General features: G+C 76.0%; 9 protein-coding genes. 2 read left to right on the forward strand and 7 right to left on the reverse strand.

The window, feature by feature from the left end:
• Nucleotides 1-11: 11 nt before the first annotated feature.
• The 4 genes from NE234_RS33045 to NE234_RS33060 form a co-directional block, all read right to left on the reverse strand.
• Nucleotides 12-1,799, reverse strand: a complete 1,788-nt coding sequence (locus NE234_RS33045; RefSeq protein ID WP_305886734.1) for a DNA polymerase Y family protein — start codon at nt 1,797-1,799, stop codon at nt 12-14.
• A complete protein-coding gene (locus NE234_RS33050) occupies nt 1,796-2,458 on the reverse strand; it encodes a hypothetical protein (protein ID WP_252784808.1) in 663 nt (220 codons plus the stop codon). The genes NE234_RS33045 and NE234_RS33050 overlap by 4 nt, the downstream gene beginning before the upstream one ends.
• 119 nt (nt 2,459-2,577) lie before the next feature.
• Nucleotides 2,578-4,014, reverse strand: coding sequence for a sensor histidine kinase (locus NE234_RS33055; RefSeq protein ID WP_252784809.1), 1,437 nt, complete (start codon nt 4,012-4,014; stop codon nt 2,578-2,580).
• Entirely contained in the window at nt 4,014-4,715 is a 702-nt protein-coding gene (locus NE234_RS33060; RefSeq protein WP_252784810.1) for a response regulator transcription factor, read from the reverse strand. The genes NE234_RS33055 and NE234_RS33060 overlap by 1 nt, the downstream gene beginning before the upstream one ends.
• Nucleotides 4,716-4,825: 110 nt before the next feature.
• On the opposite strand from NE234_RS33060, the gene NE234_RS33065 reads away from it, so the two are divergent.
• A complete protein-coding gene (locus tag NE234_RS33065) occupies nt 4,826-6,976 on the forward strand; it encodes an MMPL family transporter (protein ID WP_252784811.1) in 2,151 nt (716 codons plus the stop codon).
• An 18-nt stretch (nt 6,977-6,994) separates the two neighbouring features.
• Here NE234_RS33065 and NE234_RS45565 read toward each other — a convergent pair whose 3' ends face one another.
• Both NE234_RS45565 and NE234_RS33075 read right to left on the reverse strand, forming a co-directional pair.
• Nucleotides 6,995-9,538, reverse strand: coding sequence for a poly(A) polymerase (locus NE234_RS45565; protein WP_252784812.1), 2,544 nt, complete (start codon nt 9,536-9,538; stop codon nt 6,995-6,997).
• A complete protein-coding gene (locus NE234_RS33075) occupies nt 9,525-11,345 on the reverse strand; it encodes an RNA ligase family protein (RefSeq protein ID WP_252784813.1) in 1,821 nt (606 codons plus the stop codon). Before NE234_RS33075 ends, NE234_RS45565 begins: the two co-directional genes overlap by 14 nt.
• A 222-nt stretch (nt 11,346-11,567) precedes the next feature.
• Between NE234_RS33075 and NE234_RS33080 the strand changes: the two genes are divergently transcribed.
• Nucleotides 11,568-12,128 carry a GtrA family protein gene (locus NE234_RS33080; protein ID WP_252784814.1) on the forward strand — a complete coding sequence of 187 codons (561 nt, stop codon included), beginning with the start codon at nt 11,568-11,570 and terminating at the stop codon, nt 12,126-12,128.
• Between the two features lie 20 nt (nt 12,129-12,148).
• Here the strand turns inward: NE234_RS33080 and NE234_RS33085 are convergent, their stop codons facing one another.
• Nucleotides 12,149-14,353, reverse strand: a complete 2,205-nt coding sequence (locus tag NE234_RS33085; RefSeq protein ID WP_252784815.1) for a molybdopterin oxidoreductase family protein — start codon at nt 14,351-14,353, stop codon at nt 12,149-12,151.
• Between the last annotated feature and the right edge of the window lie 38 nt (nt 14,354-14,391).

Consider the following 14,391-nt stretch of genomic DNA (forward strand, 5'->3'; position numbering starts at 1 on the left):
AGACGGACCGGTCAGGCATAGTCGGCCTCGACGTACCAGCGGCCGCCTTCGACGACGAGCAGGCGCGCGCCGCCGTCGGCGGTGACGACCTGGAACCGCGCGCGGCGGCGGAACCGCGCCGGGTCCCACCAGCGCTCCCGGGCCGGCCAGGGGCCCGCCCACGCGGTCACCGGCAGGACGCGCCCGTCGATCTCGAGCTGGCGGGGCGGGGCGGAGACCGCGCAGCGGGCGCTGACCGTGACCGGCGCGCCGTCGGCGCCGGTCACGCGGACGGGCAGCGGGTCGGGATGGACGACCGCCGGCGCGGGGTCGGGGATCCGCCCGGGCCACCGCCCCTCCGAGGCGGCCGGCCCGGGCGGGAGGTCGCCGACGGGGACCCGGACGACGCGCTCGCCGGGCGCGCGGCCGCCCGCGGGGTACGGCCGGGTGATCGCCTGGTGGCCGAGCATGGCCTGGACCCGCGCGGCCGCCCGCATGATGCGGTCGGAGATCGTGACCTGTCCCCACAGCGCCTCCTGCCGCCCCTCGTCCGGGACGAGCTGGTCGGGCAGGAGCCGGAGGAGGACGATGCCGCCGACCCCCTCCTCGTCGGGCGGGGCCTCCCAGGACGACAGCTGCCAGCGGACCCGCTCGGCGACGGCGAGGGCGGACAGCGTCCCGCTTCCACCCCCGTGGCCACGCCCCACCACCCCCGTTTCACCCCCGTGGCCACGCCCCACCACCCCCCCGTCGTACCGCCACAGCCGGGACTGCGTACGGCCGTGGGCGTCCGTCACCTCGACGCCGATCCGCACGCAGGTCAGGGCCTCGGCGGCGAGCGCCTCGTGCAGGCGCTCGGCGAGCGCCTTGGCGGCGAAGACGACCTGTTCGGCGGCCGCGGCGGGCGGGTCGAACTCCGTCGTCACACTCAGGTCCGCGTGCGGCGGCCGTGGCGCGGGCGGCCGGGCGTCCAGGCCGCGGGCCAGCCGGTGCGCGCGCACCTCGTCCGCGCCGAAGCGGCTCGCGACGTGCCGGGCCGGCAGCGCCGCGAACGCGCCCAGCGTGCGGATGCCGAGCCGGGGCAGCAGGTCGGCGAGCTCCGGCCGGTTCAGGACGGTCACCGGGTACGGCGCGAGGAACTCCGCCGCCCCGCCCGGCGGCACGATCGCGCCGCCGTCCGCGGTGCGCGCGGCAAGCTCGGCGGCGAACAGGCCGTCCGCGATCCCGACGCCGCAGTCGAAGCCGCGCTCGACCACGGTGTCCTGGACGTGGATCCGCAGCGACTCCTCCGCCGTCTCCCGGTCCACGCCGCCGTGGTAGCGGGCGGCGCCGCGCACCGGGATCGCGCAGACGCCGGGGCGTACGACCTCGACCCACGGGGTGATCGTCGAGACGGCGGCGGCGACCGTCTCGAAGAGCCGGCCCTCGGCGTCGGGGTCGCGGTCGCGGACCACCAGGCCGGGGCAGTGCCGCTGCGCGTCGCGGAGCCGCTGCCCCCGGCGTACTCCGGTGGCGCGCGCCGCCGCCGAGCACGCCTCGACCCGGCCCGAGGCGACCACCGCCGCGGGGACGCTCGCGTCCAGGCCGACCGCGGTGACCGGCCAGTCCGGGCACCACACGACGAGCACGCGCGGCACGGTCCCCGCCCCACCGCCGGTGCCCGGCCCACCGGAGTCCTGCGAACCGGGCGTCCCCGGGCCCGGCACCTCGGTGCCCGGCGTCCCCGGGCTCGGCACCTCGAAGCCAGGGGTCCCAGGGCCCGGCGCCTCGGCGCCCGGCCCGCCGGGACCCGGCGCATCGGGGAGTGACGCACGGCTCATCCCGCCAAGGCCTCCAGACGCGCCGGACCCTCGTGCTCGGCGACGGTCACGGAGCCGTCCGGGCCCGGCAGCCACAGCCAGACCCGGCGGCCGGGGCCCGCCGCGCCGCGTCCGGAGACCGTCACGAGCGCACGGCGGCCGCGCAGGTGACCGGTGCCGTCCCCGACGCCGGCCCAGTGGTTCGCCTCGACGCGCAGCCGCAGGGCCGCGCCCGCCCACGGCCCGGTCGTGACCAGCGCGCAGCCGTTCCGGCGCGCCAGCGCGGTCAGCCGCCGGGCGACGGGCGCGGGAGGCTCCTCCGGCGGCCGTACGATCACCATCGCGCACCCGTCGGTCAGCGCCGCGACCACGTCGGCCCACCGACGGCCCGGGTCGTCGACGAGCAGGACCCGCATCGGATCGAGGCCGCCGTCCGCGCCGCCGAACGCCGCGGCGGCCGGGACGTACGCCTCCGGAAGGCCGACGACCGCGCACCAGCGATCCCCGAGCCCGGCCGCCAGCGCGAGGGCCAGCGCGGTCGAGCCGTCCACGCCGGTGACCGTGCCGGGACGCAGCCCGCCCCCGGGGATCACCGCGCGCAGCGCAGGCAGGACAGGGACGAGGTCCATGCCCGCCAGAGGCGAGAAGCCCTCTGTGACCTGCGACGATAGCTCACTCACTCGACCATCATCGAACATCTATTCGACTGAAATCAAGTCGATCGCCACGCGCAACGTCGGCCGGCATCCGTGAGGCGGAACGTTCTGGTTCCGGAGACCTCATGGTCACGACGGATGTGTCAGGAGTGAGACCGGGCTTCGGCGGCCGGGGCCCGGGGGAGGCGGACGACGAAGGTGGTGCCCTCGCCCGGCACGGAGGTGACGGCGACGCTGCCGTCGTGGGCCTCGGCGACGGCGGCGACGATGGACAGGCCCAGCCCGGCGCCGCCGTGTTCGCGGGAGCGGGAGGAGTCGGTCCGGTAGAAGCGTTCGAAGACCAGCGCGCACTGGTCCTCGGTGAGCCCGGGGCCGTGGTCGGTCACGGCGATCTCCACCTCGCCGTCGGCGGCGCCGATCCGCACGGTGGCGGGGGAGCCCGCAGGCGTGTGCCGCCGTACGTTGGCGAGCAGGTTGTCCAGGACCTGGCGCAGGCGCATCGCGTCACCGAGCACCACGGCGCCCTCCGCCGCCTCCAGGTCGATGGGCCGGTCCGGCTCGACGGCGCGACCGCCGGCCACGGCCTCGGCCGCGATCCGGGCCAGGTCCACCGGTTCGCGGTCGAGTGGGCGCCCCTGGTCGAGCCGGGCCAGGAGGAGCAGCTCGTCGACGAGCACCCCCATCCGTTCGGCCTCCGCCTCGATCCGGGCCATCGTCTTGGCCAGGTCGTCCGGGCGGTCGGCCGCGCCCCGCCGGAACAGCTCGGCGTACCCCCGGACGGTGGCGACCGGCGTGCGCAGCTCGTGCGAGGCGTCGGCGACGAACCGCCGGAGCCGCTCCTCGGACGCCTCACGTTCGCGGAAGGCCGTCTCGATCTGGCCGAGCATGTCGTTCAGCGCCTGGCCGAGGCGGCCGACCTCGGTGCGGGGTTCGGCGGGCTCGACGCGGCGGGACAGGTCGCCGGCGCCGATCGCGCGCGCCGTCCCGCTGATCTCCTCCAGCGGGCGCAGGCCGCGGCGGATCGACCGGCGCGCGAGGAGCCCGACGGCGGCCAGCGCGGCGATCGAGACGACCACCTCGACCCGTGCCAGGTGATGGATGGCGCTGTCGGAGTCCCGGGTCGGATTGCCGATCAGCAGGATCCGCCCGTTCGGCAGCCGGGAGACGCGGACCCGCCAGGGGTGGATATCACCGACTTTGAAGATCCGCGCGCCGTCGGGGTTCCGCGCCGTGACGGCCGCGGGGGCGGGGTGGGGCGGCAGCGGCGGCGCGTTCTGCGCGGCGAACGTCTGGACGATCCCGCCGTCCGCCGCGCGGACCTGCATGAGGGACGGGATGGCGCCGCTCTCCGCCAGCGCCTGGGCCAGCATCGCGCCGTGCGCGCCGACCGGGAGAGCGCCGCCGGACCCGGCGCGGTCACCGATCGCCGTCTCCATCGCCCTGCCCACCGCGGTCAGCTGCCGGTCGGTCCGGCGGACGATGTCGTGCCGCAGCGTCGCGAAACTGCCCAGCGCCGCGACCGCCAGGCCCGCCGCGAGCAGGCCGAGCAGGGTGAGGACGAGGCGCCCGCGCAGGGACATCACGACGACCGGGGGAGCCGCAGGACGTACCCGACGCGGGGCACCGTGTGGATCAGCGGCGGGTCGACGACGTCGACCTTGCGGCGCAGGTAGCTGATGTAGGTCTGGACGACGCCGTCGTTGCCGCCGAAGTCGTAGTCCCAGACGTGATCGAGGATCTGCCGCTTGGACAGCACCCGCCCGGCGTTGATGACGAGGTACCGCAGCAGCTTGAACTCGGTGGGCGTGAGCTCCAGCGGAGCACCGCCCCGCGATACCTCATAGGCGTCCTCGTCGATCTCCAGGTCGGCGAAGCCGAGCCGCGCGGCCTCGGCCCCGCCGGGGCGGCTCGTCCGGCGCAGCACGGCGCGGATCCGCGCGATGAGCTCCTCCAGGCTGAACGGCTTGGTGACGTAGTCGTCGCCGCCGACGGTCAGTCCGGCGATCTTGTCCTCCGTGGCGTCGCGGGCGGTCAGGAAGACGACGGGCGCCTCACATCCCTCGCGGCGCAGCCTCCGGCAGGTGTCGAGCCCGGACCCGTCCGGCAGCATCACGTCCAGCACGACGAGGTCCGGCCGGAACGCCGTGACCTGCGCGAGGGCCTCGGCGCCCGTGCCGGCCACGGCGGGCTCGAACCCCTCGTAGCGCAGCGCGGTCGCGACCAGATCGGCGAGGTAGGGCTCGTCGTCGACGACGAGGACCCGGATGGGGCGGTCGGTCACGGGCCCCAGTGTCCCGCGCCGTTCTGTGAGAACGCTGTGAGAACCCTGTGACAGGGAACTCCCAGAACACCCACACGGCGCCGGAAGCGCGGGCTGCTGTGCTGGCCCGCATGGAAGGACTCTCCCGATTCGTACTGCGGCACAAGCTCGCCGTGACGCTCGCCTGGCTCGCCCTCACGGTCGCGGGCGTGCTTGCGACGTCGCAGATCGGCGGGCGGCTCACCGCGCGCAACGTCGTCCCCGGGCAGCCGTCGTACGAGGCGAACGCGGCCATCGTGAAAACGTACGGCACCGGCGGTCGCGACCCGCTGGTCCCGGTGATCACCCTGCCCGCGGGGCGCACCGTCGACTCGCCCGGCGTCCGCGCCGGGATCGGCCGGGCCTTCGCGGCGGCCGCCACGGCCGTGCACGGGCGCGCCGTCTCCTACGCCGACACCGGCGACCGCCGTCTCGTGGGCCGCGACGCCCGTACGACCTTCGGCCTCGTCTACGGGCCCGCGGCCGGGCAGGCCGGCGTGATGCGCGGCCCGGACCTGACCGGGCGCGTCACGGCGGCGATGCGCGCGGCGCTCCCGCCCGGCGCGACGCTGCGCGTCACGGGGATGCAGCCGCTGGAGTCCGGCGGCGGCGGATCCGGCCGGGGCCCGAACGTCCTGTCCGAGACACTGATCGGCGGGCTCGGCGCGCTGGCCGTGCTGGCGTTCGTCTTCGGTTCCCTGCTCGCCCTCGTCCCGCTGCTGATCGCGGTCTGCTCGATCCTCACCTCGTTCCTCATCGTGTACGGGCTCACGACGTTCACCGACGTCAGCGTGATCGTCCAGTTCATCGTCGCGCTGATCGGCCTCGGCGTGGCCATCGACTACTCCCTGCTGCTGGTCACCCGGTGGCGTGAGGAGCAGGCCGCCGGGCACCGGGGCGACGACGCGGTACGCCGTGCGATGGCCACCGCCGGGCGCGCGATCGTCTTCAGCGGAGGGGCGGTCGCCATCGGCCTGGTCGCGATGGTCGTCCTGCCGGTGCCGTTCCTGCGCAGCGTCGGCTACGGCGGCATCATCATCCCGACCGTCAGCGTCGTCGCCGTCCTCACCCTGCTGCCGGTGCTGCTGGCGAGGTTCGGCGCGCGGATCGACCGGCCCCGGCTGCGCAGGGGCGGCGCCGCCGGGCGCGGCTGGTCCGCCTGGGCGCGGGGCGTCGTACGGTTCCGGTGGGCGGCGGTCGCCGTATCGAGCGCGGTCCTCGCCGCCCTCGCGGTCGCGGCCCTGGGCCTGCACCTGGGCGACCCGGAGAGCGACGCGCTCGCCTCGTCGGGGCCCGCGTACGAGGGGCGGGCCGCCCTGGTCCACTCGGGCGTCCCGACCGGCGTCCTCACCCCGATCGATGTCCTCGTGCCCCGGGGCGACCCCGCGGCGACGGCCGCGCGCCTGTCCCGGCTGCCCGGCGTCGCCGCCGCGGTCGCCCCGGACACGCCCTCCTGGCGGCGCGACGGGACGGCGCTGATCGCGGTGCTCCCCGTCGCCGAGGGCGGCTCCGCCGCGGGGAAGGACACGGTCCGGCGCGTCCGCGCCGCCGTTCCCGCCGGAACCGGGGTCACCGGCTCCGCGGCCGCCGGCGTCGACTTCGCCAGGGCCGTGTACGGGGCGTTCCCCCTGATGCTGACGCTGATCGCGCTGGCGACGTTCGTGCTGCTCGCCCGGGCGTTCCGGTCCCTGCTGCTGCCCCTGAAGGCGGTGCTGCTGAACCTGCTGTCGCTGGCCGCGATCCTCGGCGCCATGGTCCTGGTCTGGCAGGAGGGCTACGGGTCCAAGCCGATCTGGGGCATCGCCGCGACCGGCTCGATCACGGAGTTCGTCCCCGTGATGGTGTTCGCGTTCCTGTACGGGCTGTCCATGGACTACGAGGTCTTCATCCTCGCCCGGATGCGCGAGGAGTACGACCGGACCGGGTCGACGCGGACCGCCGTCGTCGAGGGCATCGGCCGTACCGGCCGGCTGGTCACGAGTGCCGCGCTCATCCTCTTCCTGGCGTTCGCCTCGCTGGCGTCCGCGCCGATCACCGAGCTGAAGGTGTTCGCGACCGGCCTCGGCCTCGGCGTGCTCCTGGACGCGACGGTCATCCGCGCGCTGCTGGTGCCCGCCCTCGTGTCACTGTTCGGCCGCTGGAACTGGTGGCTGCCCGCCTGGGCCGCCCGGGCGCTGCGGGTCCGCCCCGCCCCGCTCCCGCCGGCGGCCGCCCCGGAGCCGGTCCCCGCCGGCCACCCCTGACCGCGGCCGGGCCCGAGGTCAGGGGAGCGGCGGCACCTCACCGCAGGGCGCCCACGCGACCGTGACGCCGCGCAGAGTCGAGGCCCAGGGCCCGGCGATCGCGGCGAGCCGGGCGGCGTCCGGCGGGGTGCGGCCCAGCCCCACGGCGAAGCGCGTCGCCTCCGGCCCCGTCTCGAACGGGCGGGGCCAGGCGTGCGCGTCCGCGATCCCGGCGTCCTCCAGCCCGGACAGCAGGGCCCGGACCCGGCCACGGGCCCGGCCGAGCGTCACGCCGAACTCCTCCACCGGGGTCCGCCGTACGGTGACGACCGCCCACGCGGCGTGCCGCCGGTGCATCGGCGGCGGCGACAGGAGCGCGGCCGGCGGGTCACCGCCGTTTTCGCCCTCCTCCAGGATCTCCCACGCGCGGTAGAGCTCCCGCGTGAGGAGGTCGCGCACGCCGGGCCCGACCTGGCCGGTGCAGGACCGTACGGGCGCGGTCGGAGTCATGACGCGTACGGCCGGCGGTGCGGCCGGATCCGGCGCGGCGACCTCGGCGACGGGACGCTCCGGCGCGGCGACGTCGGAGGCGGAGCGCTCCTCTGCGGCAGCGGAGGCGGCGGAGCGTTCCGCCGCGGAAGCGCCGGAGGCGGAAGGCTCCACTGCGGAGGCGTCGCGGGCGCGGGGCTCCGGCCGGAGCACGACCGGCCGCCGCCAGTCCCAGGCGGCCCAGGTGCCGAAGAAGTGGCGGAGCAGGTCGCCGGGCGGCAGATCCTCCGCCGCCTCGCGCACCGTACGCGCCGCCAGGACCGCCCAGGCCAGGCCGGGCAGGCCGCCGAACGGGGCCGAGTCCAGGCCGCGTACCCGTGCCCACGCCTTCACCGTCCGGGCGAGACCGGAGAACCGGTCCCGGTGCCCGGCGACCGAGGCCAGGACGGCGTCGGCGTCGCTGACGGCGCTCAGCGCGATCGCGGACGTCTCGCCCAGGTCCGTACGGCGTGCCACCGCCTCGGCCGGCGCGAGATCGCCCGCGGCGACCACCATGAGGTCGACGGCGAGCCCGGCGCTCCGGAACCGCAGGCCGGGCACCCGCGCGCCGGTCACGTGGCGTACGCCGGCCGCCTCCGGCAGCGCCGCCGTCACCCGCCTCCGGACGTCCGCCGGGTCGGGGGTTCCCGGCAGCACCGCGACCAGGTCCAGGTCCGCGCCGGCCGGCGCGCATTCCATGCGCCGGGATCCGACGACCTCGACGAGGCCCTCCGCCAGGCACGCGCGGAGCCGCTCGGCCACCGTCCGCGCCGGCGCGTCGTCCGCCGCGGGGACGACGAGCGGTGCCGCCGGCTCGGGCCCCGCGCCGGCGGAGACGTCGACGACCACGCCGTAATGGTCGGAGGCGAACAGGCCGTCCGGCGTCATCGGGGAGTCTCCGGTGAGACGCGCGGTGGTGGCGCGCAGGACGGAGCCGCCCAGGAACACCCGGTCGAGCCGGGACGCGCGGCCGGACAGCGAGGACACGGCGGCCAGCGGATTGGCTGCCGGATCGAAGGTCACGGTCCGGTCGCCCGGGCCGTGGACCTCGGTCCAGGCGTCCCGTGCCCCGAGGACACCGGCCAGGCCGTCGTCGCCGTCGTTGAAGTCGCCGAGGAGGACGACCTCGCCGTCCACGTGCGCCGGCAGCTCGGCGAGCCGCGTGAGCTCGGCCTCGCGCCGGGCGGCGCCGTTCTCGGTGTGGTCGCTGGTCAGATGGGTCGCCGCGACGACGACCGTACCGCCGCCGAACTCCACGGTGACGGCCGCGACCCCCTTGTGCGGGCCGAGGACGTGCAGGCCGGCCTCGCGCACGGGCAGGCGGCTGAGCAGGAGCAGCCCGGTCTCGTCGACGTCGGGTCCGGCCGGGTCGGTGCCCAGCGTGTAGCCGGCCCGCACCCAGGGGGCCCGCAGCAGCAGGTCGAGCAGCCCGGCCTCGACCTCCTGCAGCGCGATGACGTCCGCGTCCGCGCGTTCGAGGGCCGCCAGCAGCAGCGGCCTGCGGCGGGCGGTGTCGATGCGGTCGGCGTCGTAGCGGTCCCACAGGGTGTTCCACGTCAGCACCCGGAGGCGGGCCGGCGCGGTACCCGCGGCGGCAGCGGGGCCACCGGCGGCCGTGTGAGCGGCGGTGATGGAGTCGGCGGCGATGGGGGTGGTGGCGGCCGTGGGGCCGCTCGCGTCCGGGGCCGGACGCGCCGTCGATCCCCGGTCGCGGCCGGGGGCGTCCGCCTCGGCGGGACGCCAGCCCGCGGCGGGATCCCAGGCCACCGGTGTCCTGGCGGCGAAGAACGGCGCCCGGAGCCGGCGCGCCTCCCGGGCCCGCCCGGCCGGTGACGAGTCGACGCGGTCCACGCCCGCCCGGCGGTCCCAGACGACCTCGCCGTCGGCCTCGACGAACAGGACGCGGTGCCAGGGGATGTCTCCGCCGGGAACGAACGCGGGCAGGGGAACCCGCTTGGGCGGCGCTCCGCGGACGTTGATCCCCAGCAGGAACCGCGCGGGGTCGAACCGCGGATCCCAGCGGATCCGGTGGTAGATCTCCTCACTGGTCCGCACGGCCGCTCCTCGTGTCCGCCGGGATCGCGTCGTCGATGGCCCCGGCCACGTCCTCCACCCGTCCGTCCGGTCCGGCGTACCAGGTGCGGTGGGCCTCACCCGGATAGGGCGGGGAGAAGCGGCGGAGCTGGGCGGCGAGCACGTCCGGGGGGACCGGATGCGCGCGGTCCGCGTTGCGCCGGGCCAGCAGGTCGCCGGGGACGAGCATGACCGCGTGCGTCGTCAGCGCGTCGTGCCGCTCGGCCACGGCGTGCACCAGGGAACGCTGGTGCCGGTTCAGCGCGGTGGCGTCCCAGACGACGGTCGCGCCGTCCGCCAGGAGCGCGCCGAGCCGGCGCAGGCCGTCCCGGAGGATCTCCGGGTTGGCCCGCTGGTCCGCGCGCGAGCCGCGGGCCTCGCGCAGGTCGTCGAGGGAGACGACGGCGTCCACCCCGGGCAGGCCGCGGGCGAAGGTGCTCTTCCCGCTGCCCGCCGGCCCGGTCATGACGACGAGACGGGGGAAGGCCCCGGTCCGCCACCGCCAGGTGAGCGCCACGGCCTCCTCCGGCGTGGCGATCCGGCCCGCCGCGTACGCCTCCCGCGCCTCCGCCCAGCAACGGTCCAGAACGTCCCGGTCGGGGACCGCCCCCGGGCCGCCGGCGAGGGCACGGCGCAGGCCGGCCCGCAGCGGTTCCAGCGGCGACTCGGCGAGGAGCCCCGCCTCGTCGGCGTGCAACTCGGACCAGCCGGCCTGCTCGCGGGCCTCGGCGTCGTCGCGCCCGGTCAGCGCCGCGGCGGCGACCGCGTGCAGCACGCCGACGTCGGCCGTACCCGCCAGCCGGGTCAGGCCGGCGCGCCGCGCCTCGTCCGGGAAGGGACGGTACAGCCGGGGGTACGAGCCGACGAGGTCCGCGACCCGCCGGGCCGCCGGCACGCCGAGAGACGCCACGAGCCGCGGCATCAGCCGGGCCCGGTCGGCGTCGTGGAACAGGCCGGCCAGCAGACCCGCGAGCCGTTCGTCGCCGGAGCGCCCGAGCAGGTCGAGACGGGCGGAGACCTCGGCGACGACCGCCTCGGCGCGTTCGAGGGCCGCCTCGTCGCCCCGGCCTCCCCCTCCGACGTCGGGCAGGTCGCCGGGCGTCATGCCCACCGCGCCGAGGAGCGCTGCCGGGCCCGGGGTCGCCCCGGACCGGGCCTGCCAGAGCGCGGCGGCGGGACTCAGGCCGTTCTCGACGACGGGGCCGAGCATCCAGTGCTCGTCCGTGCGCACGTGCCCCGGCCGCACCCACTTGGCGACCCGGTGGGCGAACTCGTCCCCGCCGAAGCCGTCGGCGGTCCGCACGACGTAGCCCTCCTGCCGCTCCGCGTCGAGGCGGAGCGCCCGCAGGCGCCGCTCGTCGAAGACGCCGCGCCACAGCACGGCGGGGACGGGCACGCCCAGCCGCCGGGCGAACCGCACGGTAGCGTCCCAGTCCAGGCAGTGGTCGCCGTCCCAGACGGAGAAGAGGTAGAACCAGCTCTCCAGGTCGCGGTAGGCGATCGAGTGCCGGGCGTAGAGATTCTCCCCGCAGACGCGCATGCCCGCGGGGATCCGGCGCGCGATCCTGCCGTGCAGCGCCTTGACCCAGGCGCGGGACGGGTGGTGCGCGCTGTCCAGCGAGCGGGCGTGCAACCCGTCCGGGTACAGCGTGGTGTTCTCCCCGTCGAGCTTCTCGGTGACGACGACCTCCCGGCCGGCGAACCCGGCCAGGTCGCCCGCGCGCACGTCGTCCGGCGTGGCCCCCGGAGACCAGGGCAGGTGGGGAGTGCGGGGGTAGTGCACTCGCATGATCCACTCCTGCCGGCGACCTGAACGACCTCGAAACCGCGACGACCCTAGAGGGAGGCGGGTCGGCGAATCCATCGAATTACCGGCCGCTCCGCGCGTTCGTCGGCCGTGCCAGGCGGGAGGGCCGGTGAGGTACGCGGGGCCGGTGGGGGATACGACACGACCGGTCGGACATGTCTGGGTCGGGCCCCCGCAATGACCCACGGCCCGTAGACTGCCCGGGTGTCGCTTACCCGGATCACGCTCTCCCGCGTCCCCGCGCCACTGCGCCCGCTGCTGGTCAAGCACCGTGAGCTGGTGAAGTTCGCCTTCACCGGCGGTGTCTGCTTCCTGCTGACCGCCGGGGTCAACTACGGGCTCAAGTTCACGGTCATGCGGACGAAGCCGGTCACGGCCCTCACGATCGCGATCATCGTCGCGACGATCGCGTCGTACCTGCTGAACAGCGGCTGGTCGTTCCGGGCCCGGGGCGGCCGCAGGCGTCACGTCGAGGCGGTGCTGTTCTTCGTCGTGAGCGCCCTGGGCGTCGTCGTCAACGACATCCCGCTCTACCTGGCGCGCTACGCGTTCGACCTGCAGTACCCGAACGTCAGCCATGTCGCCCAGGAGGTCTCCGACTTCCTCAGCGGCATGATCATCGGCACCCTGCTCGGGATGGCCTTCCGCTGGTGGGCCATGAAGAAGTGGGTCTTCCCGCACGAGAAGACGGCGGGTCTCGCCTCGACGGCGAGCGTCGCGCCGGTCGCCGCCCCCGCCGACGAGGAGTCCGAGCTCGTCGCCTGAGGCCCCGTTCGCCGACTGGGTCAGGTGGGCTGCACCTCCACCGGTACGCCGTTGAGCACGGCGTTGCCGGACAGCGGGTCGAGGGCGAGCGGGTCGGTGACGGCGTTGGCGTTGACGCCGGCGTGCGCGGCGGCGACGGACATCCGCGTGCCGGGCCGCCCGTGACCCCATCCGTGGGGGAGGCTGACGACGCCGGGCATGACCTCGTCGGTGACCTCCACCTCGGCCTCGATCGTTCCGCCGGCGCCCGTCACCTTCGCCGTTCCCGCGTCGGCCAGTCCGAGGCGGCCGGCGTCCTCGGGGTGGACCTGCAGCGTGCAGCGGTTCGAGCCCCGGACCAGGCCCGGCAGGTTGTGCAGCCAGCTGTTGTTGGACCGCAGGTGGCGGCGGCCGATGAGGACCAGGCCGGTACGCCGCCGGGCGAGGCCGTCGCGGAGCCGTGAGACGTCCTCGGCCAGTGGCGGCGGGCACAGGTCGATCCGGCCGGACGGTGTCCGCAGCACCTCGGGCAGCCGGGGCTTCAGCGGGCCGAGGTCGACGCCGTGCGGCGCGTCCCGCAGCGTGGCCAGGGACAGGCCGCCCGGCGCCGCCCCGAATCCGTCGCCGTACGCGCCGAGGCGCAGCATGAGGTCGAGCCGGCGCAGCGCCGGGGTCTCTCCGGTGAGCAGCGGCAGCAGCTCCGCCGGGTCCCGGCCGTGGACGGGCGAGGACGGGTCGGCGATCGCCTTGCCGAGCAGGTGGGCGATCACCGGCTCGTCGACGTCGGCGCCGGCGTCCTGCCCGGACACGAGGGCGATGAGGCGGGCCAGGATCGCGCACTCGTCGAGTTCGCCGTCCCGGAGCGGGATCGCGGGCGGGGAGTAGCGCGCGGTGTTGCGCACCGCGAGGTCCCCGAACGCGATGTCGAAGTGCGGTGAGCGGCTCGGCGGGGGCGGCGGGAGGATCACGTGGGCGTGCCGCGTCGTCTCGTTCAGGTAGGGATCGACGCTGACCATGAACTCCAGGTCGCCGATCGCGTCGCCGAGGCGTTCGCCGCCGGGCAGGGACAGCACCGGGTTGCCGGCCACCGTGATCAAGGCGCGCACCCGGCCCTCGCCGGGCGTGAGGATCTCGTCGGCCAGGGTCGTGGCGGGCAGTTCGCCGCGCACCTCGGGCAGCCCACGGACGCGGCTGTGCCAGCGGCCGGTACGGAACCCGCGCCCGCTCCCCGTGCCCGGCCGGCGATGCGGGGCGAGGGGGAACATCGCGCCGCCGGGACGGTCCAGGTTGCCGGTGAGGACGTTGACGACGTCGACCAGCCAGCTGGTGAGCGTGCCGAACTCGGCGGTGCAGGTGCCGATGCGGGCGTACACGGCGGCGCTCGGGGCGGCGGCCAGCTCGCGAGCGAGCCGCCGGATCTCCCCGGCCGGGACGCCGCAGACGTCCGCGACGTCCTCGGGGGCGAAGTCGCGGCTCAGCCGCTCCACGTCCGCGACGCCGTCGACGCCGGGCGTGTCGGCGACCAGGCCCTCGGTGAACAGGGTGCGCACGACGCCGAACAGCAGGTACGCGTCCGCGCCCGGCCGGATCGGCAGGTGCCGGTCGGCGAGACGCGCGGTCCGGGTGCGGCGCGGGTCGACGACGATGAGGGTGCCGCCGCGCCGGCGCAGCGCCTTGAGCTTGCCGGGGAAGTCGGCGGCGGTGCACAGGCTGCCGTTGGACTCCAGCGGGTTGGCGCCGAGCATCAGCAGGTACGACGTGCGGTCCAGGTCCGGCACCGGGATGGCCAGGGGGTCGCCGAACAGCAGGCCGCTGGAGACGTGCTTGGGCATCTGGTCGACGGTGCTGGCCGAGTAGAGGTGCGTGCTGCCCAGCGCCCGGGCCAGCGGACCGGCGTACAGGCCGCCCGCCAGGGTGTGGACGTTCGGGTTGCCGAGGTAGAGGGCGAGCGCCTGCCGGCCGTGGCGCCCGGTGACCTCGCCGAGGCCGCGGCGCACCACCGCGAACGCCTCGTCCCAGCCCGCCTCGCGCCAGTGGTCGCCGTCGCGGACCATGGGGGAGCGCAGCCGGTCGGGGTCGTCCTCGAGCTCGCCGATGGTCGCGCCCTTGGGGCAGATGAAGCCGTGACTGAAGACGTCGGCGCCGTCGCCCCTGGCGCCGGTGACCCGGCCGTCGGTGATCGTCAGCTTGAGACCGCAGGTGGCCTCGCACAGGGGACAGATCCGGTACGCGGTCGTCTCGGGCATCGGCCCTCCACAGCGCTGGGTTGTTTCACGCAACCATA

The organism is Actinoallomurus rhizosphaericola (assembly GCF_024055675.1).
In the GTDB taxonomy this organism is placed as follows: domain Bacteria; phylum Actinomycetota; class Actinomycetes; order Streptosporangiales; family Streptosporangiaceae; genus Actinoallomurus; species Actinoallomurus soli.